24 protein-coding genes and 2 pseudogenes are annotated in these 22,727 nt (G+C 53.8%); 12 read left to right on the forward strand and 14 right to left on the reverse strand.

Annotated features, from left to right (window positions below):
* Window positions 1–25: 25 nt before the first annotated feature.
* Window positions 26–280 (reverse strand): GTP cyclohydrolase I, encoded by a 255-nt coding sequence (locus tag KTE_RS50080; protein ID WP_374226841.1) that lies wholly within the window; start codon window positions 278–280, stop codon window positions 26–28.
* An 88-nt stretch (window positions 281–368) separates the two neighbouring features.
* Window positions 369–905 carry a hypothetical protein gene (locus tag KTE_RS36210; RefSeq protein WP_201390404.1) on the reverse strand — a complete coding sequence of 179 codons (537 nt, stop codon included), beginning with the start codon at window positions 903–905 and terminating at the stop codon, window positions 369–371.
* 39 nt (window positions 906–944) lie between these two features.
* Here KTE_RS36210 and KTE_RS36215 point away from each other — a divergent pair.
* Window positions 945–2,092 (forward strand): IS630 family transposase gene (locus KTE_RS36215; protein WP_374226842.1). Its coding sequence is split into 2 segments (ribosomal slippage): window positions 945–1,389 and window positions 1,389–2,092, totalling 1,149 coding nucleotides; the frame shifts between segments, so codons are not numbered across the junction.
* Between the two features lie 29 nt (window positions 2,093–2,121).
* On the opposite strand, the pseudogene KTE_RS36220 reads toward KTE_RS36215, so the two are convergent.
* Window positions 2,122–2,672 (reverse strand): annotated as a pseudogene (locus KTE_RS36220) (transposase).
* Window positions 2,673–2,858: 186 nt separating this feature from the next.
* Window positions 2,859–3,275 (reverse strand): annotated as a pseudogene (locus tag KTE_RS49270) (helix-turn-helix domain-containing protein); the annotation flags it as partial.
* Between KTE_RS49270 and KTE_RS36230 the strand changes: the two are divergent.
* From KTE_RS36230 to KTE_RS36240, 3 genes are all read left to right on the forward strand, one after another.
* On the forward strand, window positions 3,253–3,582 hold the full coding sequence (locus KTE_RS36230; RefSeq protein WP_374226843.1) for a DDE-type integrase/transposase/recombinase: 330 nt from the start codon (window positions 3,253–3,255) through the stop codon (window positions 3,580–3,582). The pseudogene KTE_RS49270 and the gene KTE_RS36230 sit on opposite strands and share 23 nt — an antisense overlap.
* A gap of 459 nt (window positions 3,583–4,041) precedes the next feature.
* Entirely contained in the window at window positions 4,042–4,680 is a 639-nt protein-coding gene (locus KTE_RS36235; protein ID WP_201390408.1) for an HD domain-containing protein, read from the forward strand.
* Between the two features lie 149 nt (window positions 4,681–4,829).
* Window positions 4,830–5,780, forward strand: a complete 951-nt coding sequence (locus tag KTE_RS36240) for an NADP-dependent oxidoreductase (protein ID WP_201390410.1) — start codon at window positions 4,830–4,832, stop codon at window positions 5,778–5,780.
* 272 nt (window positions 5,781–6,052) lie between these two features.
* Here the strand turns inward: KTE_RS36240 and KTE_RS36245 are convergent, their stop codons facing one another.
* On the reverse strand, window positions 6,053–6,835 hold the full coding sequence (locus tag KTE_RS36245; RefSeq protein ID WP_201390412.1) for a terpene cyclase/mutase family protein: 783 nt from the start codon (window positions 6,833–6,835) through the stop codon (window positions 6,053–6,055).
* 357 nt (window positions 6,836–7,192) lie between these two features.
* Here KTE_RS36245 and KTE_RS36250 point away from each other — a divergent pair, with 357 nt between their 5' ends.
* The 3 genes from KTE_RS36250 to KTE_RS36260 all read left to right on the forward strand — a co-directional run bounded on the left by KTE_RS36250 (window position 7,193) and on the right by KTE_RS36260 (window position 9,464).
* Window positions 7,193–7,813, forward strand: a complete 621-nt coding sequence (locus KTE_RS36250; protein ID WP_201390414.1) for a dihydrofolate reductase family protein — start codon at window positions 7,193–7,195, stop codon at window positions 7,811–7,813.
* Window positions 7,814–8,261: 448 nt separating this feature from the next.
* Window positions 8,262–9,074 carry an SDR family NAD(P)-dependent oxidoreductase gene (locus KTE_RS36255; protein ID WP_201390416.1) on the forward strand — a complete coding sequence of 271 codons (813 nt, stop codon included), beginning with the start codon at window positions 8,262–8,264 and terminating at the stop codon, window positions 9,072–9,074.
* Between the two features lie 252 nt (window positions 9,075–9,326).
* The gene (locus tag KTE_RS36260; RefSeq protein WP_201390418.1) at window positions 9,327–9,464 is read left to right on the forward strand and encodes a recombinase family protein; all 138 of its coding nucleotides are present in this window, start codon (window positions 9,327–9,329) and stop codon (window positions 9,462–9,464) included.
* Window positions 9,465–9,822: 358 nt separating this feature from the next.
* On the opposite strand, the gene KTE_RS36265 is transcribed toward KTE_RS36260, so the two are convergent.
* Together KTE_RS36265 and KTE_RS36270 are read right to left on the reverse strand one after the other, a co-directional pair.
* Complete coding sequence (locus KTE_RS36265; protein WP_201390420.1) at window positions 9,823–10,680, reverse strand: SDR family NAD(P)-dependent oxidoreductase; 858 nt, start codon at window positions 10,678–10,680, stop codon at window positions 9,823–9,825.
* Window positions 10,681–10,744: 64 nt separating this feature from the next.
* A complete protein-coding gene (locus tag KTE_RS36270) occupies window positions 10,745–11,623 on the reverse strand; it encodes an SDR family oxidoreductase (protein WP_201390422.1) in 879 nt (292 codons plus the stop codon).
* A 166-nt stretch (window positions 11,624–11,789) separates the two neighbouring features.
* Here KTE_RS36270 and KTE_RS36275 point away from each other — a divergent pair, with 166 nt between their 5' ends.
* Window positions 11,790–12,392: a TetR/AcrR family transcriptional regulator gene (locus KTE_RS36275; RefSeq protein ID WP_201390424.1), complete on the forward strand. Its 603-nt coding sequence runs from the start codon at window positions 11,790–11,792 to the stop codon at window positions 12,390–12,392.
* A 225-nt stretch (window positions 12,393–12,617) separates the two neighbouring features.
* Here KTE_RS36275 and KTE_RS36280 read toward each other — a convergent pair whose 3' ends face one another.
* Complete coding sequence (locus KTE_RS36280; RefSeq protein ID WP_201390426.1) at window positions 12,618–12,917, reverse strand: hypothetical protein; 300 nt, start codon at window positions 12,915–12,917, stop codon at window positions 12,618–12,620.
* 346 nt (window positions 12,918–13,263) lie between these two features.
* Here KTE_RS36280 and KTE_RS36285 point away from each other — a divergent pair, with 346 nt between their 5' ends.
* Window positions 13,264–14,139 (forward strand): sigma-70 family RNA polymerase sigma factor, encoded by an 876-nt coding sequence (locus KTE_RS36285; RefSeq protein ID WP_201390428.1) that lies wholly within the window; start codon window positions 13,264–13,266, stop codon window positions 14,137–14,139.
* A gap of 180 nt (window positions 14,140–14,319) precedes the next feature.
* Here KTE_RS36285 and KTE_RS36290 read toward each other — a convergent pair whose 3' ends face one another.
* A complete protein-coding gene (locus KTE_RS36290) occupies window positions 14,320–14,838 on the reverse strand; it encodes a hypothetical protein (protein WP_201390430.1) in 519 nt (172 codons plus the stop codon).
* 209 nt (window positions 14,839–15,047) lie between these two features.
* On the opposite strand from KTE_RS36290, the gene KTE_RS36295 reads away from it, so the two are divergent.
* The gene (locus tag KTE_RS36295) at window positions 15,048–15,347 is read left to right on the forward strand and encodes a LysR family transcriptional regulator substrate-binding protein (RefSeq protein ID WP_201390432.1); all 300 of its coding nucleotides are present in this window, start codon (window positions 15,048–15,050) and stop codon (window positions 15,345–15,347) included.
* A 140-nt stretch (window positions 15,348–15,487) separates the two neighbouring features.
* Here the strand turns inward: KTE_RS36295 and KTE_RS36300 are convergent, their stop codons facing one another.
* The 4 genes from KTE_RS36300 to KTE_RS36315 all read right to left on the reverse strand — a co-directional run bounded on the left by KTE_RS36300 (window position 15,488) and on the right by KTE_RS36315 (window position 19,108).
* Entirely contained in the window at window positions 15,488–16,390 is a 903-nt protein-coding gene (locus KTE_RS36300) for an alpha/beta fold hydrolase (RefSeq protein ID WP_201390434.1), read from the reverse strand.
* Window positions 16,387–16,659, reverse strand: a complete 273-nt coding sequence (locus KTE_RS36305; RefSeq protein ID WP_201390437.1) for a DUF1905 domain-containing protein — start codon at window positions 16,657–16,659, stop codon at window positions 16,387–16,389. The genes KTE_RS36300 and KTE_RS36305 overlap by 4 nt, the downstream gene beginning before the upstream one ends.
* A gap of 266 nt (window positions 16,660–16,925) precedes the next feature.
* Entirely contained in the window at window positions 16,926–17,426 is a 501-nt protein-coding gene (locus tag KTE_RS36310) for a MarR family winged helix-turn-helix transcriptional regulator (RefSeq protein ID WP_201390439.1), read from the reverse strand.
* 251 nt (window positions 17,427–17,677) lie between these two features.
* Window positions 17,678–19,108 carry an IS701 family transposase gene (locus KTE_RS36315; protein ID WP_201389039.1) on the reverse strand — a complete coding sequence of 477 codons (1,431 nt, stop codon included), beginning with the start codon at window positions 19,106–19,108 and terminating at the stop codon, window positions 17,678–17,680.
* A 580-nt stretch (window positions 19,109–19,688) separates the two neighbouring features.
* Here KTE_RS36315 and KTE_RS36320 point away from each other — a divergent pair.
* Entirely contained in the window at window positions 19,689–20,669 is a 981-nt protein-coding gene (locus tag KTE_RS36320; RefSeq protein WP_236600846.1) for a ring-cleaving dioxygenase, read from the forward strand.
* 16 nt (window positions 20,670–20,685) lie between these two features.
* Here KTE_RS36320 and KTE_RS36325 read toward each other — a convergent pair whose 3' ends face one another.
* Window positions 20,686–20,871, reverse strand: a complete 186-nt coding sequence (locus KTE_RS36325) for a hypothetical protein (RefSeq protein WP_201390441.1) — start codon at window positions 20,869–20,871, stop codon at window positions 20,686–20,688.
* 367 nt (window positions 20,872–21,238) lie between these two features.
* Here KTE_RS36325 and KTE_RS36330 point away from each other — a divergent pair, with 367 nt between their 5' ends.
* A complete protein-coding gene (locus KTE_RS36330; RefSeq protein WP_201390444.1) occupies window positions 21,239–22,720 on the forward strand; it encodes an MFS transporter in 1,482 nt (493 codons plus the stop codon).
* Window positions 22,721–22,727: the final 7 nt, after the last annotated feature.

Below are 22,727 nucleotides of genomic sequence, written 5' to 3' on the forward strand. Positions count from 1 at the left end.
TGGAAACGCAACCGTATTCTCTTTTTCAAGAGGTGGTTGATGCCATGCGGAGGAAGTCCGCGCGCAAAGCGCTATTCTCGCAAAAGGCGCCTTGCATCGTAGTCGAGATCATCGTGGCGGGTGTGCGAATACCGCGCATGATCATGCAGAGATGCTCACCTTTGACATGTACAGCAACGTCTCTGGATGCGGTGATACGCATAACCTCTTCCGCGATTTGCTGGCAGAGCAGCTGGTAGGTAAATGACCTGAAAACTGGATCTGCCCACGGGGTGCGCAACGAGATGCGTTTTTGTGCTGAGGGGTCTTCACAGGCTCGCTCAACGCTCAGGCTTTTTCTTGACCAAGAGGCCGAAAATACCTCTGCATTATGCGAACGGAAGAGCTGCGAAGAACGTTCTCAAGCCAAATTGTTGCTGAGGTAAAACTCGTTGCGCAACCCGTGGGTAACGTGGCGTGGTCTGGTCGAGATAGTAGAAAAATGGCTGAGAAGCGTAGGCAGCACGCTTGCCATGGCGGATGGCGGTCACCTCTTGTGTGGTAAAACGTGCTCGCTCGCGATAAAAGGTGCGTTCACTCACCGCAGGAATGCCTTGCTTCGCACATTCTTCGCAGTACAGCCAGTAGACTGCCGCAGCGCGTTTGGCCTGGGGAACGGCGTAGTGAGCAGTCAGGTACTCTTCGAGCAACTGTTTGGAAGCCTCGGGCAAGCGCGTCTTTCGGTTCCCGCGTTGGGCAACCTTGTCCAAGAGTCCGAAATATCCGCATCCATATTCTGCTTCCGCCTGGCGAAAGGCGGCCATCCAATTCTGGATGCTGCGTGCAGTGAAACTGATGGCTTCGCCATAGCGATACGCCAGAATCTGGCTGAGTCGCCGATTGGCAGCCTCTAGTGCTCTGACCAAGTTGAATTAAAAAGAAGAAAAGGAAGAGGTAACCTTGAGATGAACACAAACCACAACAAGGAGACCTCTTTGAAAAAGCATATCATCCGTTTGCAACGAGAACAACATCAGACATTAGAAGCGCTCATCAACTGCGGCCAGTCCTCAGCTCGCAGAATCAAACATGCTCAGATCCTACTCAAAAGCGAACAAGGCTGGAGAGATAAGCAGATCATGGAGGCCTTTGGAGTGGGAGAAACCACGATTTGGCGGGTGCGCAGGCGATATTTGGAAAAGGGACTGGACCAGGCACTCCATCGTCGTCCCCAGCCAGAGCGACCTGAGAAGCGCAAACTGAGTGGAGAAGCCGAAACGCATCTGATTGCCCTGGCTTGTACGCAGGCTCCAAGCGGATACGAACGCTGGAGTATTCGCTTGCTGACGAAGACCGCTATCGAACTGGAGGTGGTTTCGCAGGTGGGAAGAGAGACAGTGAGACAGGTGCTAAAAAAAATGTGCTCAAACCCTGGCTGAAAAAGCAATGGTGCATCCCACCAGAACAAAATGCCGAATGTGTCTATCACATGGAAGATGTGCTCGAAGTCTACCAGAGACCATATGATCCGAAGAGGCCACAAGTTTGCATGGATGAGGCAAGCAAACAATTGCTCGCTGATACCCGTGAGCGGCTTCCTCTGCAGAAAGGAAAGCCCGAGCGTTACGACTACGAGTATGAGCGAGAGGGAACAGCCAATCTCTTCATCGCCACCGAACCACTAACGGGAAGGCGGGTGGTAGCGGTGACAGAGCGACGAACGCGCGTGGATTGGGCACACTTTGTGCGTGATCTGATCGAGGTCCAGTATCCCGATGCCGAGAAGATCGTGTTCGTCATGGATAACTTGAACACGCATACGCCTGCCTCGCTCTACGAGGCTTTCCCGGCCCAAGAAGCTCGGCGTCTGGCTGAAAAGGTAGAAATCCATTGGACGCCAAAACATGGGAGTTGGCTGAATATGGCCGAAATTGAACTCTCTGTTCTGGCACGCCAATGCCTCGGTGAACGCATTGCTGGCAAGCAAGAGCTATGCCAACGGGTCTCGGCCTGGCAAGACCAGCGCAATCAGGCTCAGATGAAGATCAACTGGCGTTTCACAACAGCCGACGCCCGTATCAAGTTGAAGCGCCTCTATCCATCTTTCGATTGAAGGTGGTCAGAGCACTAGTGCTCTGTTCCTTAAATCCTGTAATAAAAGGTTCGGCGCCGGTGTCGAGGCGACTTAGGAGGTCGTCCCCAGACCCAGGACTTGGCGCGAGCGTTGAGTTGCGCGGTGGTCACGCGCCTGGCCAGGTCAATCTCGCTCGGGTTGGCAAAGCTCTGTCCAGCGAAGGCGTCGCGGCGAAAGAGCCGCCACCAGCCCTCCTGGAGATTGAGCCAGCACGCTCCTTTGGGAATGAAGATCTGGTGGAGCCGGGGATGTTCGGCCAGCCAGGTGCGCGTCTCCAGACTGTTATGACTACTCAAATTGTCCGTAATGATGAAAATGTCGCCAATGGGATTGTCGGCCTCGATCAGCTTCAGTAACTCGATGTAATTCGTCGAGTTGCGCGACGGGGCACAGCGGATGAGTTCTTTGCCATCGCGCACGCGCAACGCCCCATAAATCCAGGTTTTCTCCAGCCCCCGGCTGTACTCCAGAGGTGCTTTGATCCGGTGCCCATTCGCTGACCAGCCAGGTGCTGGGGGAAGCTGCGCGGCAAGACCGGCCCGAGTTCATCGGCACAGATGGTCGTCGAGCCCTCGGGTGGGTCCGTGTAGTGGCTGACGACCGCTACCCTTTTGGGACACGCGTCTTTGTCATCGCTCTCCCCCCAACTGTGCGTCCGACGCCAGCGCACTCCCTCACGGAGGCAAATTCGGCGAACCTGGCTGCGTTTGACCTGGATGCCTCCTTCTTGAGCCGCGTCTGTCAGCGTATTTAAGCTCCAGCGTGCCGCTCCCTGTTCCTCGCGCACATCCAGTTCTCCGCTGGAACGTCTCTTCAATTTACCTGGCGGGGCAGAACGTGCCAGGGCAAGAATCCGGCTGTCATCTTCCGCCGTCAAGCGGCGGGGACGGCCTGTTCTCGGTCGATCTCCCAACCCTTCAATCCCTTGGACATCGAAGCGATGCAGCCGGCGGCGCACCGTCTGCGGGCTACAGTTGAGCTCTTGGGCGATGGTTTCCACCCGCTCGCCATCCCAACTGCGGACCACGATCCTGGCATGGACAATCCAGTCGGCTGGCCCATGCCGGCTGGCGGCCAGTTTGCGCACCCAGCGTTCTTCTTGTTCATCGCAAGCTGGGCGCGCTCGCAAGGTTTTTGGCATGGCTCTGTTCCTTTCTTCCATCCCTCCCTTCTTATTTTACTCCCACTTAAGGAACAGAGCACTAGGCGACTGTCTGCTTCATCGAAACAACAAATATCTCAATAATCGCCTGGAGCAAGATCATCGGGGAATCAAGCAACGGTATTACCCCATGCATGGCTTCGGAAGCTTCGATTCGGCTGCCCGTTTCTGTTCTGCTTTTGATGAATTGCGGAACTATCTTCGCCCTCACTCCATCATGGGAGAACCAGCCACGCTCTCCGAGCAGCGACGAGCTTTCCTTGATCGGCTTATCGCTTTGAAAGGAGCCATGCGAGTCATTTCCTAACACAATACAGCAATTTCCATATGTACCTGGTCCTTGATAAGCTTCTGTGCTCTCAGTTCTGACAGAACCCTTTTTTCCGAGTTCGCCCAGGTATTTGCAGATCCGTGCTGACAGATGGCCCTTATAGAGCCGAAAACAGTTCCCTGGGTCCTGGCGAGATTCGTCCTCATATACGCATGATTTGCCCCTGGTAAGGATAGAAGAAGATGATTATACTATGTCCATGTTTCTCTTGAAGGAGTCACGACAAGGGACAGGACGACAGGTAGCCCTGATGTACTAGCAAACGAAAGACAGCGACGTGATCTACCACTACAATGAAATGGTGTTGGCACCTTTGCAAGGGGTTCTGTTGTCATTACTCTTTATCTGCGTTGCCCCTGACCAGATATCAAATAGCTGAAATAAGGAGCACCTGTATCGCAGAGTGTTTCCAAATTGCATAAGGAGTCTTATACGATGCCGAAAAACATTGCTGGTATTGCCATTCCTGATAGTTCCCTGGCCAACGAAGCCGCAGAACTCCTGCGCGAACATGGGACCCCACTGCTTTGGAACCATTCACATCGCGTCTACCTCTTCGGAGCCCTACAGGGGCACCAGACAGGGATGCACTATGATCCTGAATTGCTCTACATTAGCGCGCTCTTCCATGATCTCGGGCTGACAGAGAAGTACCGCAGCCAGGACAAACGCTTCGAGGTCGATGGAGCCAATGCCGCCCGTGATTTTCTTACCAGTCATGGCATTCCTCACGCCTCAATTCAACTGGTTTGGGATGCGATTGCATTCCATACAACGATTGGCATTGCGCAATATAAAGAACCTGTTGTGGCTCTGGTCAATGCTGGCGTTGGCCTCGATGTCATAGGAGAAGGCTATGAGGATCTTGCCGAAGAGGTTCGTGGGCAGGTCGTAGCAGCGTTCCCACGCGATGGCTTTAAACACAAGATCCTGCATGCCTTCCTTGAGGGCTTCGCACATAAACCAGAGACGACCTTTGGCAACATCAAGTCGGATGTATGCGAACGCTTCCTTCCAGGCTACAAGCGACCAAACTTCTGTGACTACGTCCTCCAGTCACCATGGAATGAATAGGGCCAGAGAGAGAAGACTTCTGAAGCAGAACGCGTGGCTTCCGCCTCTATCTTGTAGAGGCGGAAGCTCAGGTTGCCTCGGATCCAATGTATGTCAACTGACTCATCAATCGAAGATAAAAAACATCCAAGGTTAAAAGGGAGAGGCGAATGAAAGCTATTGGCATTCTGTCTGAAAACATTGGCGGTTCCGAGCTTTTGGAAGTGGTAGAGGTTGCGAACCCGGTTCCTGCTGCTGGGGAAGTGCTTTTGCAGGTGAAAGCTGCGGCTTTAACACCTGATGAACTCACATGGCCGGAAACATGGTACGTCCATGGGGAGAGCGCCCAGCCACGACCACGTCCTATTATCCCAGGCCATGAAGTTTCCGGGATTGTTGAAGCAGTTGGTGAGGAGGTGACAGAGTTCCAAGTAGGCGATGAAGTCTATGGGCTTCCCCGCTTTGATCATGATGGTGTCTGGGCTGAATATGCCATTGTCACTCCCAATCAGATTGCCCGACGACCCCGATCAGTCAGTCATGAAGAGAGTGCGGCTCTTTCCCTCTCGGCGCTCACCGCCTGGCAGGCACTCTTCAAGAAGGGAAACCTGCAAGCGGGGCAGCGTATCCTCATCCACGGGGCCGCTGGGGGGGTTGGTAACTATGCCGTCCAGCTCGCTCATCGGAAAGGCGCATACGTGATCGCCGTGGCTTCTGGACAGCATCGCGAGACTCTACTCGGCCTCGGTGCTGATGAAGTGATCGATTATATCACGACCAGCGTTTCTGAAGCAGTGAGTGATATCGACTTTATCTTCGATGTGGTGGGAGCCTCGGTGATTGAAGCGAGCTTCAAATTGCTCAAACTAGAGGGGACCTATGTAGGGATTGCCAGCAACGCCTATAATCTGGTGAGTAAATATGCCGAGCAGTACCAAAAGAAAGGAATCTGGTTCATCGTTGAAGCCGACGCCGATGATCTTACACAGCTTGCTCACCTCACCGATGAAGGGCATCTAAAACCACGGATCGAGAAAGTGTACCCTCTGGAACAAGCTCGTCAAGCCTACGAGCGCCTCTTAGAAGGCCATCTGCGCGGAAAAATAGTTCTGAGTGTCTAGAACAAACGCAAGCATTGTTTCATCATTTGGGTGAAAGTTGGTAAATTGGCTGAATCTTCGGACAAAAGTGAGCGTGGATGGCCTCTGCGTCCGAAGATTCAGCCAAATTTTTCATGGATGAATCTTCGGACAGATTTCCACCTGTTGTGAAGCTCAGTCCGCTTCGAGAGCGGATCGTTACTCGTCTGTCCGAAGAGTCGGCCCAAAATCTCACGAGATGCGCAGCGAGCTAAGCTCAAGTAAATCTTCTCAATCGGGAGTATCTTTCGAGACTAGAGAAGCGTAAAGGCTCGGAGAGCTTCTAAAGTGGCATGGACATCCTGCTCAGGACCATCCTCACTCTGCCAGTTCCCAGTCGGCTGTTGCTGTTGTTTGAGGAGCGAAGCAGCTTGAACAATGAGGGAAGTCGTGGCGGGCCAGTTCGCCAGACGCAACGTGACCGTCAGCCATGCTAGGCTACTGGCAGAAAGATCAGGCAGACGGGTTGCCAAGTAGGCCAGGAGACGCTCGGCAGGCTCGATCTGCTTCAGACAAGAAAAGAGACCAGCAGCCAACCAGTGTGCATGCAGGTAGGTTGGCAGATGACCATCTGGTGGCAGGAAGGAGCGGACATATCCGGCCGCCAATTGCGCGCTGGCTTGTGTCTGGGAGAGAGTGGCGAGCCAGAAGCCGCAATTGGCCGTGAGGTAGAGCTGAGCCGCAAGATCACCCGGTTTCGCCCAGGGTGGAGCCAGGTTGGTCACTGCTTCATCTTCTTCAAAGGCACCGTCCAGGCGCTGGCGTTGGGCCAAGAAGAGGGCCGCACGCACCATATCCGGCTCGTTTGCCGAAATGCCCATCTGTTCCCCCTGCGCCAGATGAAAACACGTGGTGTCGAGTCCGCTGTAGCCAGGAGCCCAGAAAGGCGACCAGCTCCCATCCTTCTGCTGATCCTGGAAAAACTGCTGAATGGACTCAGGGGAGGGCCTGGCACCTGTCAGAAGAAAGGTGAGCCGGGCTTGTTCAGAGGGATTACCGCGCTCACGGACAAATTGAATGGCAGCTCGTTGATTCAAGTGAAATCCTCCTGAAAGGAAATGGGTCAAGGATGTTTCCCATTGTACTCGTTCGTTCGTCGCCTTCGCAAGGGCTTCATTCGGAAGCTCGGTAGCCCAGCCTATCTCTCTCAAAAATGCGAGAGCGACTTCAGGTGTACCGGAGAAGCAAGAGAAGTCCCCCTTTTCTGCTGTGTCGGCAAAAACAGAGAAAAGCGAAAGTTCATAGGCGAATATCCCACGGATTGCGCAACGAGATGCCACTCTCTTATGGAAAACCTGTGGGGGCGACCGCATCGAAAGAGATGAAGAAGAATGAATATCTAGCCCCCTGATTGAGAGGGCTTGGAATCCCAGGAACAGTGAAAGAAGGATATCATGCGGAAACTCATTGTCAGCAACTTGGTGTCATTGGATGGCTATTACGAAGGGAAAGATCGAAATCTCGATGCGCTCTTCGACTATTTCCACGAAGACTACTCAGGGGATGAGCACTTCGATTACTATAATACTGAACGGCTGCGTGCTGCCGATACCCTGCTCCTGAGTGGCCGCACGTCCTTTTTAGGCAACAAGGCGTATTGGACAGGGGTACCACACGACCCGAATGCCACCGCAATCAGACGTGAGTTTGCAGGGCTGATGCAGTCTGTCGAGAAAGTCGTGGTTTCGGATACCATTACCCGCGAGGATTTAGCGCCCTGGGAGGATACGACGCGCATCGTCAGAGGGGCGGATGTGTACCAGGAGGTTGCCGCGCTCAAGCAGCAACCGGGCAGAGACATCTTCACGTTTGTGAGCCGTATGCTCTGGAACGACCTGCTCCTGCATGATCTGGTTGATGAACTGCACCTCACGATTTTTCCGGTGATCGCAGGTGAGGGGACTCCGCTGTTCACGGGCCGCCCGCCGGTGTCGCTCAAACTCCTTGCCACACGCACCTGGCAAGGCTCTGGCAACATCCTCGCTTGTTATCAAGTGGGTCGGATGAAGTCGTAAATCCCACGCGACGTGCAGAGAGCCAGCTCACCTGTAGCGAACCAGGAGAGCGATGTGCTTCTTTGAGAGGAAAAAGACCCTCATTCTCTCAAGGAGGCACCTATGACCAGTATCGCCGATAGATTAGTGCGTATTGGGTCATATGGTCAATGGTAACATTCATGAGTTCAAGTTGAGCTACATCGGGTAGAAGATTGAAGGTTGCCATCGGAAACGCTCTTTTCTCTTCAGATCACAATCAATGTTTCACCTCCAAAGGTACATTACAGCGTTCCCAATGACCCTTTGAGTGTCATCAAAAGTGCGCCTGACTCGCTACCAAGGGTTCACTCCAGGTTGTTTTTCTTCTCTTTTCTCCCCATCATCCCTGGCTTGTCTCTGTGTCACCTTTTCCTCTGTTTGAGCGTGATTTTTTGAAGAAGCAAGAGAAACCACAAGGAGAAGAAGCATGATGGAGAAACCAACTGGCACACAACACTCAGAAGTGAGCATGAGCCGTTCCTATGTAGTGACGGGAGGGGGCCAAGGTATCGGCAGGGCGGTGGTTGAGCGGCTGCTGAACGAGGCTGGCACCGTTGTGGTAATCGAGTTCGATCAAGCCGCGCTCGCCTGGGTAAACGACCATCCCGCTGGTTCGAGGGTGAAGGCGATGGTCGGTGATGCTGCCGACGAGAAGGTGACGGAGCGGGCTGAGGATTTGGCAATGGACTTGGGCGCGCTCACCGGCTGGGTCAACAACGCCGCCGTCTTCCGGGACGCCTCGATCCACTCCGCTGGCGCGCACACGGTGCTGGATCTGGTTGCGCTGAATCTCAATCCTGCCGTGGTAGGATGCGCTACCGCGATCCGTCGCTTCCTAGCGACAGGAACACTTGGGGCGATTGTCAATCTCTCCTCCCATCAGGCACGGCAGGCGGTCCCTGGCTGCACACCATATATCATCGCCAAAGCAGCCATTGAGGGACTGACACGGGCGCTGGCAGTTGAATACGGGCCGCATGGCATCCGCGTCAATGCTGTAGCACCAGGCTCGGTGGAGACCGAGCGCTATGAGGCATTCCTCGGCCAACAGGGGCCTGAGGCCATCGCACGGATCGAAGAGGAGATGCGTCTACTGCATCCACTTGGTCGAGTTGCCCGCGCCCAGGAGATCGCTGACGCCATCGTGTATCTGCTCTCAGATGACGCGAGCTTTATCAACGGTGCTACTCTCCCTGTTGACGGCGGCCGGTCGGTGCTCGCTCGCGATCCCGAGGCGTAGAACGTCGCACGAGAAACAAGGAGCAATCACGCTTCTGGATGAAGAGGCACGCTTGGAGGACAAGGAGAAGTTTGCATTGACCTCAACGCAAATATCCTCTGTGAAGGATATCTTGGCAGTCTCCCAATGGCAAGAAAAATCCAGAACTCATGAGCAACCTACAGCCAAGGAGAGCCTCGAAAAAGATGATGGCGGAAGCTATTCAGGTGTGAGCGCGCCTTACAAGCCACCCACACGAAAGGTAGAGATTCTATGAAAATTGGCTACATCCGTATATCGAAGCAGGAGCAAAACGAGACACTCCAAAGAGATGCCCTGAAAGATGTTGGCTGCGAGAAGGACTTCAGCGATAAAATAACCGGATCGAAGTTTGAAAGGAAAAGAGATTGAGAAGACTGCCAACTTTCTCCATCACATGCGGCTTCATAGCAACTCCTTCTATTCCCTAAGAACACTGGCTTTATCTCTCAGGCTTTTCTCTACCTGGCTGTGTTTTAGTATAAATGGTTGAGGTCACAGCGAGCAAGAATAATGTCCGCCCTGACCGGACAGGTTCGTTGACGAGGTTGCTGCATCCAGAGCATAATCTTCCATTGAGATGAGAGAAACGCCGCTTGTTCCCAGACAGCAGGTGAGGCGCATGAACAAAGGCACAAACGCAGGGAAAGAAAGTGGCTCTCGGTGGATGGACGGATCACGCGACTCGCATTTGCCTGCATACCTCCACTGCTGACGTTGGAGAATGGACTTAACCGACTTGCGAGGCTTTCTTGCCTGCCAACCCGGTCAGTTGTTCACTGATCTGTCGGAGTCGGCTTCGGGCAGCCATATCATACGCTTGAGGGTGCGCGCGTGCTTCCTGCTGCTGATCAAAGTATTGGCCTGTTACATTGTCTAACATTGGAGATGTTGCTAGATACATCACGGAACGGAGACCATCTTCGACAGTGGCCTGAGAAAAAGGAATCGTCTCGCGAACCATTTTGGTATTCATCAGCGAGGCTGGATGCACACAGTTGACGGTAACATGTTCTCCTTTCAACAGGTCAGCCAGATCAATGGTAAACATCACCAGTGCGAGCTTACTGCGGCGATAGGCATCATAGCCATTATAGCGGCGTTCACCCATAATATTGTCAAAATCAATCGGAAGCTGCCCGACTGATCCCACGTGAATAATGCGGGCTGGTGGGCTGTGGCGCAAACTGGATAACAGCAGATGTGTGAGTAAGAAAGGCGCGAGATAGTTCACCGCGAAACGAAGCTCATACCCATCTCGACTGAGTTCGCGTCTGCCTCCGAGAAGCTTTCCGCTCCCCACACCGGCGTTGTTAATGAGCATATCGAGCTGAGGATGTTGCATTTGCACACGCTTAGCCAGACTGCGTACCTCTGCAAGCTCGGCCAGGTCCGCCAGGTAGGTCTCCAGGTGCCTGTTTCCTGTTGTATCTTGAATTTCTCGCAGCGTCTTCTCCAACCGCTGCCGATTACGCCCATGAAGCAGCACGGTTGCGCCCTGTTTGGCCAATGCAAGCGCGGTCTGTTTTCCGAGTCCATCGGTTGATCCGGTGATCAGGATCGTTTGTTGAGCCATCGGTTTCATCATGTGTTCTCTTTTCAAGCGGAATATTTTCTCTTTACGAGGAGGGTCTGCTCTGCGTCACGCTCATCTATGAGACGGGTTGGGTGTTTGCGATGCCAAGTGCTCTTAGCAGCAGTCCATCACGCGCACGGTCAGGCAACAGGCGGAGAACAGCGATCATCCTGGTCCCTCGCCCAGCGAAGTAGCGCGTTTTGGGACTACGAGAGGTCAGCGCCTGGACAATGGCAGCTACGACGACATCAGGGTTCTCCAGTTGCTGGCTAGCTGAAGTTTTCGCTACTGCGGCAAGTGCCGGTGCATACAGTTGCAGAAGTTCTCCAGACAACTGCTGCCTGACCTGCTGGGAGCTAGCCGCCGACTTTTGAAAGATCTCTGTCTGCATAGCCCCTGGTTCAATAAGAGAGACGGAGATCCCAAAGGAGCGAAGTTCGCTCCGCAGCGCATCGGTCACAGATTCTAGCGCGGCTTTCGAGGCCGAGAGCATCCCCAGATAGGGAAATGACACCAGTCCAGTCGGCGCTCCAATATTAATGATACGTCCCCGCGCTTTCCGCAGCAGAGGCAGAAAAGCTTGTGTGACCGCAATATGCCCGATAACATTCACCTCGAATTGTTTGCGTACCTCCTCGATAGGAACCAACTCAACCGGACCCTCAACAATGATACCTGCATTATTCACCAACCCAACAAGTCCTGTCTCCCCAACTGCCCTGGTGACGATTTCGGCAGCCTGAGCAATGGAGGCATCGTCAGTGATGTCGAGCAAAACGGGGGTAATCCGGACAGAGATATCGCGTTGAAGCCTCTCACCATCAGAAGATTTTCGCACACCAGCAAAAACCTGAAATCCTAATGCATCGAGCCGGCGTATAGTAGCCGCACCAATACCACCGGCGGCTCCAGTAAGCAAAACAGCTCCTCGTTGTGCCTGAGTCGTTGTCGCCATAGAGATCACTTTCCTTTCGCTGAAAGAAGAGGACTACTTGTCTCTCCCTCCAGCTTCTGATAGAATGAACGATACGTAGCGTATCATATTTGGCAGCATAAATATATACGATACGGGGCGTATATGTCAAGGGAAAGTTTTTGACGTCGAAAAGAGATGAACAAGGATGACTGAACAGGAGAAAAAGCCGGAGTCTTTCGCACCGGGTCGTCGGCGAAGCGACCAAGCGCACCAGGCGATTTTGCAGGCGGCCAGAGAGGGGCTGGAGCAGGTAGGCTATCAGGCTATGACGATTGAAGCGATTGCTGCCAGAGCTGGTGTGGGGAAAAAGACCATTTATCGCTGGTGGCCTTCCAAAGCAGCAGTGGCACTTGAAGCCTTGACGACCTCTGCTGAGGCGCACATACCCTTTCCAGATACTGGTTCTCTTGGGGGAGATTTGACGACCTATTTTGAGCAGGCTTTTCCAGGCTTGCAAGGAAAAGCCGGAACCGTGTTGAGCGGGCTGGCGGCTGAGGCGCAGTTAGACCCAGAATTTGCGCGTGAATTTCAGCGGATGTTCATTGTGCCACGAAAACAAGAGCTGGTTGCTTCCTTGCAACGTGGTCTTCAACGAGGGGAACTGGCCCCCGATACCAATCTCGAGGTCCTGGCGGACCTGATTTATGGAGCCAAATGGTACCGCTTTCTCTTATATCCTGCGCCCTTGGATGATGCGTTCGCTCAAGAAATCATCAAGCTGATCCTCCGCTTGCGATCAGAAGCGTAGTGCTCGTATTGCATCGTTGCAAAAAAGCTGAATGGCAAACTGGCCTTGAGGACGAACGTAGCTCAGCAAGAGCCCTGCGCATGTTCAAACGGTTTTCTGCGGATCTGCTTTACTATTCTTGTTGAGCTTCTGCCGTGCTTGCTCAAACCAAGATTGCCATTCAGCCAAAAAAACGCCACACAGGAAGAAAGATTTCAGACATCAACAATATCTACAACTGTAGAGCTAGAAGGACCGATAGGAGCTGGCTGCCGTCAACTGTTTGGCGGTCGGCGGCTCAGCTATCCAGGTCTTGAAGTTCTCTGCGAACTCCCGATATTCTGGCAAGGCCAACAACGGATTGTCTACTCCGTCGTCAGTGACGCTGAGCGTGACAAAGGTCTCCCCGTCGGGGAGCGGGCAGACGGCATACAGAAAACCCTGCGGACGTTCTCGTTCAAGCGCCTCCAGCACGCGCTTGCCCGCCGCATCGATTTCGGCGCGCTTGTCAGGCTTGACTTTGGTATGGGAAATCGCTACTTTCATGGGAACTGTTCCTTTCACTTTTCCATCTGGTTCGTTGTGCTTTTCCGATGGCGGTGCACAACACCCTCAAGATGCGTCTTGATTGTGATGAGATCGCCCAGTCGGCGCGGTCAAGAGGAGTGGATCTCCCTCTCACCTCGGCTGGGTTTCCCTCGTCACCCTCCCGACGTATCTCACTGAAAGAATGTGACCGGCTTCTCACCGGCTTCGGGCAAACCCGTGTACCAGTGCGGGGAAACGTCCTGCTCTCTTGCGATGACGCGCCAAGACGGGCTGGCTCCCTGTCACATCAGCCCGGTTTCCTTCGTCGTTCTTATGACGAATGCAGAAAGAAGGAAGAGAATGAATGGATGAACATGACTGGCTGGTTGAGCGCTTCGAGGCAGAACGTCCCCAACTGCAGGCGATGGCCTATCGGATGCTCGGTTCCCTTCCCGAGGCGCAGGATGCCGTCCAGGAGTCCTGGCTGCATCTGGTCCGCACGGACCGAAGCACCGTCTCAAACCCGGGCGCATGGCTGAGTAGGGCAGTCACGCGGATCTGCCTGGATATGCTGCGCGCGCGGAGATCGCGGCGCGAAGAGTCTCTGGAAGCGTCCTTTCCTGGGTCCATCACGAGAGAGCCTAGCGGAAGCGACCCCGAGCAAGAAGCGGAGCTGGCCGATTCGGTGGGTCTGGCGCTGCTCGTGGTACTCGATCAGCTTGCTCCCGCCGAGCGCCTCGCCTATGTGCTGCACGACATCTTCGCCGTGCCCTTCGACGAGATCGCGCCTCTCGTGGAACGCTCAGAGGCCGCTGCCAGGCAACTCGCCAGCCGCGCCCGCCGCCGAGTGCGGGGAAGAGCGCACATGCAGGACGCTGATCTCACCACCAGCCGAGAAGTGGTCGAAGCCTTTCTCACCGCCGCACGTACAGGAAACTTCGACGCGCTGCTCGCCGTGCTTGATCCAGATGTGGTGCTCCGACGCGATCCAAGAGCCGTACCTGCGGGCATCGCAGGAGAGCTTCATGGGGCCGCCGCTGTGGCCAAACAGTTTGTGGGACGTGCTCAGGCAACACAACCAGTGCTGGTGAATGGCTCAGTGGGAGTCGTCGTGGCCCCGTATGGGCGGCTGCTCAGCGTCCTCGATCTCTCAATCAGGGGAGGGAAGATCACCGCGATCACCACGATTTCCGATCCTGCACGCCTGCGCCAGGTGCACCTTGCGGTCCTCGACGACTGACGAACCGCGGCCTGTTAGCCGTGCTCACACGACTCGAACGGTCCTCGACGGCTAACGGGCCGCATGCTCGCGTGATGCGTCGCACCATCGGTCGGAGCCTGCGGAAAAACAGGGGGAGCCGATGAGATGCGCAACGAGGGAGACCCATTCTTTCTACGACAGATGGCGAATTGGTATCAGCTATTTGGGTCGATTCCAGTGAGAGGCATCTGACTCCTCAGGCAACTGAATATCCTCCTGCACCAGCTCAGAATGTTTGTTATACCCGCGTGGAATATCGAGCTCTTGATGATGTTGATCAACGTCAGCCTGATACTCCTTCAACACCGTGCCGATGAGATCCTTGCGACCACCAGCCAGGGCTTTGACTAAGCTGACATTGAGAAACCACCGTCGCCTGGGTTCGTTAGCCCGATTCCACTGCATGATGGCATAGATCGCGTGGCGCAGACGTTCCTTGGTCGCCCCTTGTCGCCAACGATCAAGAGGTGATCCTCTCAGACGGCGCTGCCTACAATGATGGTAGCTTTCTAATACCCACGCGCGAAAGTGTTCCTCAAATTGAGCCAGCGTGAGGGTCGCGTACCGTTCGCTCCTAACGAAGAAATCTGATGAGAGCAGACATTCCTGCTTGCTCTCATCAGTAAATGGGAACTCTGGTTTATTGTGCCCTTCAACTTTCCTCAGTGATTTCTTCATAAAAAAACACACTCAGAAACGCTGAGAAAGCATCACCATACACAGGAAGGGGCCTTGACCATGCGCTCCTTCCTCCTCTGCTGCTTGCCTCGTTTGGCTAGCGTACGCGCCGTCCCAAAAACCGTTGCGCCTGCTGCTTTCGCCAGTTGGTCGCAGCAGTTCCGACACCGCTGCCAGCCGCGCCGAAAACAGGATGCGCGTTTCTGCAGATGATTGGCTTTCAGCCTGGCAGGACCGATCCGCATATTCGCTATCATGCCAGCGATGCCACAACCATTTTCGCGATGGTTCGTGAGGGGCTTGGAATCACGCTCCTACCACGTACCATGCTCCCTGAAAAGCTCGAAGGAGTTGCGGCCCTTCCACTCGATCCACCACAACAGTTCCAGATTGGACTGGGGGTACAGTCACAAGAAGCAGCCTCTCCAGGAGCAAAGTTGTTTGTTCAAACGGCATTGACCTGGATGCAAGAGCAACTATCACAGCTTCCTAGCGCTCTCAGAGATTAAGCATCGACCGGAAAACGGCAAGCGGTCAGATAGGCAAAGTCATGATGGAAAGCCGAGAATATACCTCTACTGCATGTAATTTATCCCGGACACACGATACCTGACCGTAAGGTCGCGACAAGCTTATCCTTGCAAAATTACTACGCTTGGTTTTGGAGGAGATCGGCAATAACATGTGGCTGTTCACTGGCCATAAAATGCCCACAGCCTGCCGCTACCTGTGCGATCACATTGCGACAACCAAACTTTTTGGTTAGCTCATTGGCCGTTGGCCCCGGCTTACCGGAGCCATAGTCACCCTCGATGAGGAAGAGAGACACATCCAGCTCGTCGCGGTGAGATCTCATGAATACCCGGTTCTTTTGATATGTTCGATACAAGCCAAGCCCAGCTCGCAGTTGTTCGGGAAGTTTATAGGCGCTCGCGTAATGACGCATGTCTGCGTCTGTCATTGCCTGCTTGTCCTTTGCAAAGCGAAGGAAGAATGCTCTTTTAAAGTAGGTGTACTCACGACCACCAATAAGCCATTCAGGTAATTTGGGTAGACGGTGAAAAGTGAAGTGCCAGAGGAATGGCATCTTGACCATGAGGTCGGTGCTGGCTGTACCGGGTAGCGGGCCGTCCAATATAGCTACACCTCGCGTTTCGGACGGGTAAAGGCGAGCATACGCATACGCGATCATGCCGCCCATATCATGGCCAACAATGTAGGGATCTTTAAGAGTAAGCTGGCTGGCCAGCTCGTGAATATCATTCGCCTGTGTCTCCGCATCATAGTCGGCTCGCGTGGCTTTGGACTTTCCGATGCCCCGTAAGTCAACTGCGATAACTGTGTACCTGTTAGCAAGCAAGCACATAACCTTGCTGAACTCGTACCAGTCTTCCGAAAATCCGTGCAGAAAAATAATCGATGGACCGCTACCGCCCGATACATAATGTACTGACGCATCACGTAACTGTACAGTGTAGGACTTAAACGCCGCGCCGAGTACAACTTTCGCCGGATCCTTACTGTCTAGCCCAATAAAGAACGGGTCGTTCATAGTCGTTCCTCCAAGGACACTTCAATAATATCGCCTGGTCGCGCCTGCATGGCCTTGAGTCTTTTTTTGCTTACGGGTAAGAATTGTGTGCCGTCGCCCCACGGCATAAAGGCCGTCTGGAAGGCAACGCCGTTCATGGTGCCTTTGACCTTGACGGACTTGGTAGAACCAAAAAATGGAACCGATTCAGGCCACACCACACATGCCCAGCCATCGCGATCTTCAATGGTGGCCTTAAACGTTTTATTGATAGGGGTTATCTGTCCCATGAGTAGACTCCTTCGTTAGACTCATTGTGTTCTAAAACGGTAGCGAGCTGTTCCATCTGGCGAGCCAGCAGAGCGAGGTTATCCGCTCCTAGCTCTGGGGTAGCCGCAGTCTTTGCACTCGTGGTAGCTGATCATCGACCTTTTCAAAGCCGAGCGTGTGAACGTAAAATTGGACAAGAGCCAAGTTTTGTGAGAGAAACACTCATCTGTTCTACAGGTTGAATGAGCGAAACCGCGCCAATTTCCGGCAATGCAGAGAAAAGTAATTACCAATTATTCTGAGAAATATCTTTTTTTCTCGTCTCTTGTTGGCTTGTCTGTTGTTCATCAGCCTCCAGGATGTGCGCAATCTCCTCAAGTGCGTCAGCTACCGCGTCTAATTGCTCTGGGTTGAGTTTGGTCATGATATGTCGCGCCCACTCTTCGTTGAGTGAAGAGATCGTCCTGAGCATTTCTGCTCCGTGCGGCGTCAACTCAAGCAACGGTGAACGCCGGTTTGCCGGGTTATCCTGGTAGACAACCAGACCTTCTTTTGCCAAAACGTCTGCAACACGCTGCACGCTCTGACGAGCATGGCCCATGTCCCGCGCTATCTGCGCCACCGTCTGCAGCTGATAGCCGACTCGACCAAGCACTTGCCACCTGGCGCTGCTTTGGCCGATGGATCGCGTCAGTCTATCGCCGTTGCGCAGAAGCAACCCGTTGATCCAAAAAATGCTTAACGCGAACCTGCCGAGAGGATCGTTTGGTTTTCCTGTTGACTCCATAGCAGTATGCATACCATATTGACAGTATGCTGTCAAGAAGACAGTATGCTGTCAATATGGTATGCTACTGTCTTTTTCTTCACTGTGCCTGTAAAACGAATGATTTCTCTCGTGATCTGCAACAGATATTACGCTATGATGCAATACTTGAGCATGCCTGTGATATGGCTCAATATTTTTAAGTCTCGCTCTAGCGGTACTTTGTTGACCAGGGTCAAGCGGAGCTGTAGAGAGCAAGGCCCTGCCCCCGTTCAAGCCTTTGAAAGAGGCGTTGCACGGCAGGAGGTGGGGGCAGTGATGACCAACCGCTCCAATAGCGCCTGAGCATGATCCAGGGCTCGAGCCATCCCCGCACGACTCGAAGGGCTGCTGGCCAGGACATCTGCGGTCGCATCCCGTGGGCCGTGGTGATTTTTTTCCCCCGTGTCTGCTGGTACGGACGAGGCACTCGTGGCGGCAGCCGTTGATGGCTCAGGCGGCTGGCTGACCACGTGGGTCGCACAGACGGTCGGATGACGGAGATGGTACCAGCAAAAGGAGAACGCGCAACAGACCAATTGCCAATGCCGGCGGATCCCTGTGTCGCTTCTCACCTGATACTGTGACCAGCCCAGGGCGTGTTTGACGTGTTTGTAGCTCTGTTCAATCCACATGCGCAACCCATAGAGCCTCATCACTTCCTCCACCGTGGCTGGAGACCATGAGGATTCCGTTTCAGAGGATGTTGCCGAGGCAGGCAGGTTCGTTACCAGGTATGAGGTGGTGAGGTCAGGCAGTTCCTGTGGGTCGGTCGTTACCACCAGGGCCCGTTCCTTCTGATCTGGGCCAAATGGCCCCGCCACGATCTCCAGCGCCCACCAGTCTTCTTGGCTCCCATCGCGGAAGGTCCTGGTGATATTCACCCACTTGCCCGGATGCTTGCTCCCCTCCCATCCAGCCTCGTGGGCGACATCTTGCAAGGTTCCGGCTTCTTCTTCTGGATGCCACCAGGCATGGGAAGGCTTGAGGGCCAGCACATATGGGACCTGCAGATTGGCTAAACCACTGCGAAAGCCGCGATCCTCGCCATAGAAGGAGTCGGCCACCACAGCTCGAAAAGGGAGGGCTTGGCTCACGGCTCGTTGCACCAGTTGTAGGGCAATCTTCAGCTTGGTGCGGAAGGCAGGATCCTGTTCTCCCTTGGCAAAATAGAGCGCCGGGGTGTAGGGTTCGACATCCAGCGGGTAGTAGACGCGCTCGTCGGCCCATACACTGCTGACGGAGACCACGCCATTGTCAATCTTGCCCACATTGGCCAGGTACTGCCGACTCACATGAGCCGTTTTGTGACCATCCTTGCGATCCCCTGTCTCATCAATGACCAGGACCCCGTCCTTGGTCGGTGTTGTGGTGGGATCCTCGCGCAATATGGTGAGCCGCTCGGCTTGCACCTTGCGCTCATCCCAGTCCGACTCGGAGAGAAACCATTGTAAGGCTTGCGCTCGTGGCTGGTGCGCTCCTACCAGTGGCTCCGTGTTGACCAGCCCGGTGAGGGTCTTATTTCGCTCGCTTGGCAGTAAGAGCCCCTCAAGATAGCGCCGAAACCCTTCACGCTGATTGCTCTTGCCAAAGATGGGGTCAAAGGACCTCGCATAGTCCTCCAGTGGTCCTGGAGCTGCGGCGACCTCGATGCGTCTCGTCATCTTCTTCTCTCCTCCTTCTCCCTTCATTCTACTCCCCCTTCCACCCTCGTCAACAAAGTACCGTTAGAGCAATGTACAGAAAGGTTGATTTCGTGCTCCGGCCGACGCTGCTAAAGCACGCGTCTACATATGAAGGTACGGGGCATCTCGCGCCTTGATATGTAGACGCGTGCTTTAGCAGCGTCGGCCCCCTCCACACGGCTTAATGCTACTGCACAACGCTGTAAGATGATGGAATGGCCTGAGAAATTGATCCTTGAAGCGGAGCAAAAATTCTCTGGGATGGGATGGTAGCTGGTGTGGGAGCAATACGGAGGCATAGAAGGGACGGAGTAGAGCGAATAAAGGGGAAATGATATGACGACGATAGAACAACTATACAAGATCATTGAGGAACTTCAACTGATTGACCTTGGAGATGCCATAAGCTACTTGAGCAAAGAGGAAATAGGACTTCTGAATTAAAGAGGATAAAGGCAGAAAATAGAGATAAACGTGTATACCTCATTCTACTCAAGAAACTACTGACCTATTGAGTGATCTCCCGGAGATATTTTCTATCCGAAAAAGTGCAGGAAAAATGATGCAAAACAATCTTCTCGGCATCCATCATGTCACAGCGATTACGAGCGATGCCCAACGCAATATCGATTTCTATACTGGCTTCCTTGGATTACGGCTGATCAAAGTGACCGTCAATTTTGATGACCCCAGTGCTTATCACCTGTACTATGGAGATAGTGTGGGACACCCGGGTACGATCATAACCTTCTTTGCCTGGTCTGGAGCTCCCCGTGGGCGGCAAGGAACAGGACAGATTAACGCTACTGCTTTCGCGATTCCTCGGTCTTCTCTCGGTTATTGGATTGGTCGCTTGATCGAATATGGCATTCAGTACAAAGGACCCACCACTCGCTTTGATGAACAGGTAATCTCACTCCGTGATCCAGATGGATTGGTTGTGGAACTCGTCGCACGTCCTGATGTTCAGGAACGCCTCGGTTGTGAGAGTCAGGCGATCCCTGCCGAACATTCTATTCGCGGTTTCTCGGGAGTCACGATCTGGGAAGATGATTATGAGCAGACGAATCATGTCTTGAGCGACATTCTAGGCTTTCGATTGATTGCTGAAAAAGAGAATGTGTTTCGCTACGAATTTGGAGCAGAGGAAAACAGAGCGAGACTCGATGTGCGTCATACCGCAGGCTTCTGGCGTGGGGAGGTTGCAGCGGGAACGGTGCACCATGTCGCACTACGTGTTGCGACGGATGAAGTCCAGCAAGCATGGCACGACATGCTCATTGGAAACGATCTCAACGTTACATCGATACGGGATCGTAAGTATTTCCACTCCATATACTTTCCTGAACCTGGTGGTGTGCTCTTTGAGATCGCTACCGATCTCCCGGGCTTTACCATTGATGAGTCAGCTGAGCGCCTGGGAACGCAACTTCAGCTACCGTCCTGGCTCGAAGCTCAACGTTCAGAGATAGAACTTGTATTACCACCACTCCATTGGCCATCAGCACAAGGAGAAGCGGCATGGCCAGAGAGAGATTGAGGCGTTGGACAGAGGGCTAGAGTTCGCCCTGTCCGATTCCTTTGTAGCTGAGGAAGAGAATTGCGACAAGGATGAACGCAAGCAGGACACCAAGCAGGCCAATAGCAATGTTGCCAATATCTATGTTGTCGATGCCGCCCCAGATGAAGATCAGACATAGGATAGATCCCAGGACGAGCACGCGAGCGGTGCGGAGTTTCACAATGCTTCCTCTTCTTCTCATGCGGAAACCGACCCTCATTCGACCGAGACACCGCTCTTGTAGCTGACGCTCGGATTAACTTTTAGGCACGCCGACATGCCGACACGCCCCTTTTTGGGCAAAAGCGTGTCACGTTGCCATGATAGCAAAATCGACCTTCTCTTACTGTGACGCATTTCACATTTTTACATAAAAATGTTACAACTACTCCTATCTTCCTGCCGAAACCGTTCTCAGCATCTGCCACCCTTCTCTTTATACTGAAATAAGCATGATCCCTGATATGCTAAATACAAGCGTCTATATAAGGTATCTTTGTAATGCGTAGATGTTATCGTTCATTCATTTTTGAAAGAGCAATGGCGCTATGGAGACAATGCAGAGTAAAACTAAAGCGGTAAAGACCGATGTCCCTGCCAGGATGGATCGCCTCCCATGGAGTCGCTGGCACTGGCTCGTGGTCGTCTCGCTGGGCATCACCTGGATTCTGGATGGCCTTGAAGTCACCATCGTTGGCTCTATCGCCAGCGTGCTGAGCAAGCCTCAGACCCTTCATCTCTCGACGGTGGAGGCCTCCAGCGCTGGCACAGTCTATCTCATTGGCGCGGTCCTCGGTGCCCTGATATTTGGCCGAATGACCGATCAGCTGGGCCGCAAGAAGCTCTTTATGATTACCTTGCTGGTCTACCTGAGCGCGACCATCGCAACCGCCTTCTCCTTTAACTTCTACTGGTTCGCCGCCTGCCGCTTCATTACAGGCACGGGCATCGGTGGCGAATACGCGGCCATCAACTCGGCTATTGACGAGCTTATTCCGGCACGGGCGCGTGGCTGGACTGACCTCGTGATCAATAGCACCTGGTGGATTGGTACAGCCTTTGGCGCGGCCATGACTGGCGTACTGCTCAATCCCAATCTCTTCCCCATCAATGTAGGCTGGCGTCTCTCCTTCGCTCTGGGCGCGGTTCTGGGCCTGGCCGTCCTGCTGGTACGCCGTTACGTGCCCGAGAGTCCACGCTGGCTGATGATGCATGGCCACTTTGAGGAGGCCAACAAGGTGGTGGCGGAGATTGAGCATGAAGTACGGAGGGAACGAGGCGGGAAGCCGCTACCTGAGCCAGAGGGCTCCATTTATATCCGCCCTCGCGGCGCGATTGGCTTCGGCGAAATTGCGAAGACGATGGTCAGGCTCTATCCCAAGCGCACAATTCTGGGCCTCTCGTTGATGGCCGCGCAGGCATTTTTCTACAATGCCATCTTCTTTACCTATGCCCTGGTGCTGACGACCTTCTTCCACCTGCCAGCCGAGAGCGTGCCACTGTATCAGATTCCCTTCGCCATCGGCAACGTGATTGGCCCCCTGACCATCGGTCGTCTGTTTGATACGATTGGGCGTCGCAAGATGATCAGCTTCACCTATATCATCTCCGGCATACTGCTGGCAATTACCAGCTGGCTCTTCGCCCAGGGTATGCTCAACGTAGTCACGATCACCATCTGCTGGTCAATCATCTTCTTCTTTGCCTCCACTGGCTCTAGCTCGGCCTACCTGACCGTCAGCGAGGTCTTCCCCCTGGAGATGCGTGCGATGGTCATCGCCCTCTTCTACGCCATTGGAACAGGTGTTGGTGGTGCCTTCGCCCCCTTCATCTTTGGCCTACTTATCCAGACCAACCAGCCAGTCATCCTCTCCTACGGCTACTATGCGGGCGCGCTATTCATGGCGGCTGCGGGTGTTGTAGCCATCTTCTTCGGCGTCGACGCCGAGCGCAAGTCCCTGGAGAGCATCGCCAAACCCTTCTCCCAGGCCGACGACGAGGAAGGTCCCCAGACCGCCCAGGCCAGTTAAACTATAA

Origin of the sequence: Ktedonobacter sp. SOSP1-85 (genome assembly GCF_016587415.1) — a bacterium.
GTDB lineage: Bacteria > Chloroflexota > Ktedonobacteria > Ktedonobacterales > Ktedonobacteraceae > Ktedonobacter.

What these genes read in the sequence shown, in the direction of transcription:
- KTE_RS36230 (WP_374226843.1), top strand. Translation starts at nt 3,253, where the DNA reads ATGGCTCTGTTCCTTTCTTCCATCCCTCCCTTCTTATTTTACTCCCAC.
- KTE_RS36235 (WP_201390408.1), top strand. Translation starts at nt 4,042, where the DNA reads ATGCCGAAAAACATTGCTGGTATTGCCATTCCTGATAGTTCCCTGGCC.
- KTE_RS36240 (WP_201390410.1), top strand. Translation starts at nt 4,830, where the DNA reads ATGAAAGCTATTGGCATTCTGTCTGAAAACATTGGCGGTTCCGAGCTT.
- KTE_RS36250 (WP_201390414.1), top strand. Translation starts at nt 7,193, where the DNA reads ATGCGGAAACTCATTGTCAGCAACTTGGTGTCATTGGATGGCTATTAC.
- KTE_RS36255 (WP_201390416.1), top strand. Translation starts at nt 8,262, where the DNA reads ATGATGGAGAAACCAACTGGCACACAACACTCAGAAGTGAGCATGAGC.
- KTE_RS36260 (WP_201390418.1), top strand. Translation starts at nt 9,327, where the DNA reads ATGAAAATTGGCTACATCCGTATATCGAAGCAGGAGCAAAACGAGACA.
- KTE_RS36265 (WP_201390420.1), bottom strand. Translation starts at nt 10,680, where the DNA reads ATGATGAAACCGATGGCTCAACAAACGATCCTGATCACCGGATCAACC.
- KTE_RS36270 (WP_201390422.1), bottom strand. Translation starts at nt 11,623, where the DNA reads ATGGCGACAACGACTCAGGCACAACGAGGAGCTGTTTTGCTTACTGGA.
- KTE_RS36275 (WP_201390424.1), top strand. Translation starts at nt 11,790, where the DNA reads ATGACTGAACAGGAGAAAAAGCCGGAGTCTTTCGCACCGGGTCGTCGG.
- KTE_RS36280 (WP_201390426.1), bottom strand. Translation starts at nt 12,917, where the DNA reads ATGAAAGTAGCGATTTCCCATACCAAAGTCAAGCCTGACAAGCGCGCC.
- KTE_RS36285 (WP_201390428.1), top strand. Translation starts at nt 13,264, where the DNA reads ATGGATGAACATGACTGGCTGGTTGAGCGCTTCGAGGCAGAACGTCCC.
- KTE_RS36290 (WP_201390430.1), bottom strand. Translation starts at nt 14,838, where the DNA reads ATGAAGAAATCACTGAGGAAAGTTGAAGGGCACAATAAACCAGAGTTC.
- KTE_RS36295 (WP_201390432.1), top strand. Translation starts at nt 15,048, where the DNA reads ATGATTGGCTTTCAGCCTGGCAGGACCGATCCGCATATTCGCTATCAT.
- KTE_RS36300 (WP_201390434.1), bottom strand. Translation starts at nt 16,390, where the DNA reads ATGAACGACCCGTTCTTTATTGGGCTAGACAGTAAGGATCCGGCGAAA.
- KTE_RS36305 (WP_201390437.1), bottom strand. Translation starts at nt 16,659, where the DNA reads ATGGGACAGATAACCCCTATCAATAAAACGTTTAAGGCCACCATTGAA.
- KTE_RS36310 (WP_201390439.1), bottom strand. Translation starts at nt 17,426, where the DNA reads ATGGAGTCAACAGGAAAACCAAACGATCCTCTCGGCAGGTTCGCGTTA.
- KTE_RS36315 (WP_201389039.1), bottom strand. Translation starts at nt 19,108, where the DNA reads ATGACGAGACGCATCGAGGTCGCCGCAGCTCCAGGACCACTGGAGGAC.
- KTE_RS36320 (WP_236600846.1), top strand. Translation starts at nt 19,689, where the DNA reads ATGATGCAAAACAATCTTCTCGGCATCCATCATGTCACAGCGATTACG.
- KTE_RS36330 (WP_201390444.1), top strand. Translation starts at nt 21,239, where the DNA reads ATGGAGACAATGCAGAGTAAAACTAAAGCGGTAAAGACCGATGTCCCT.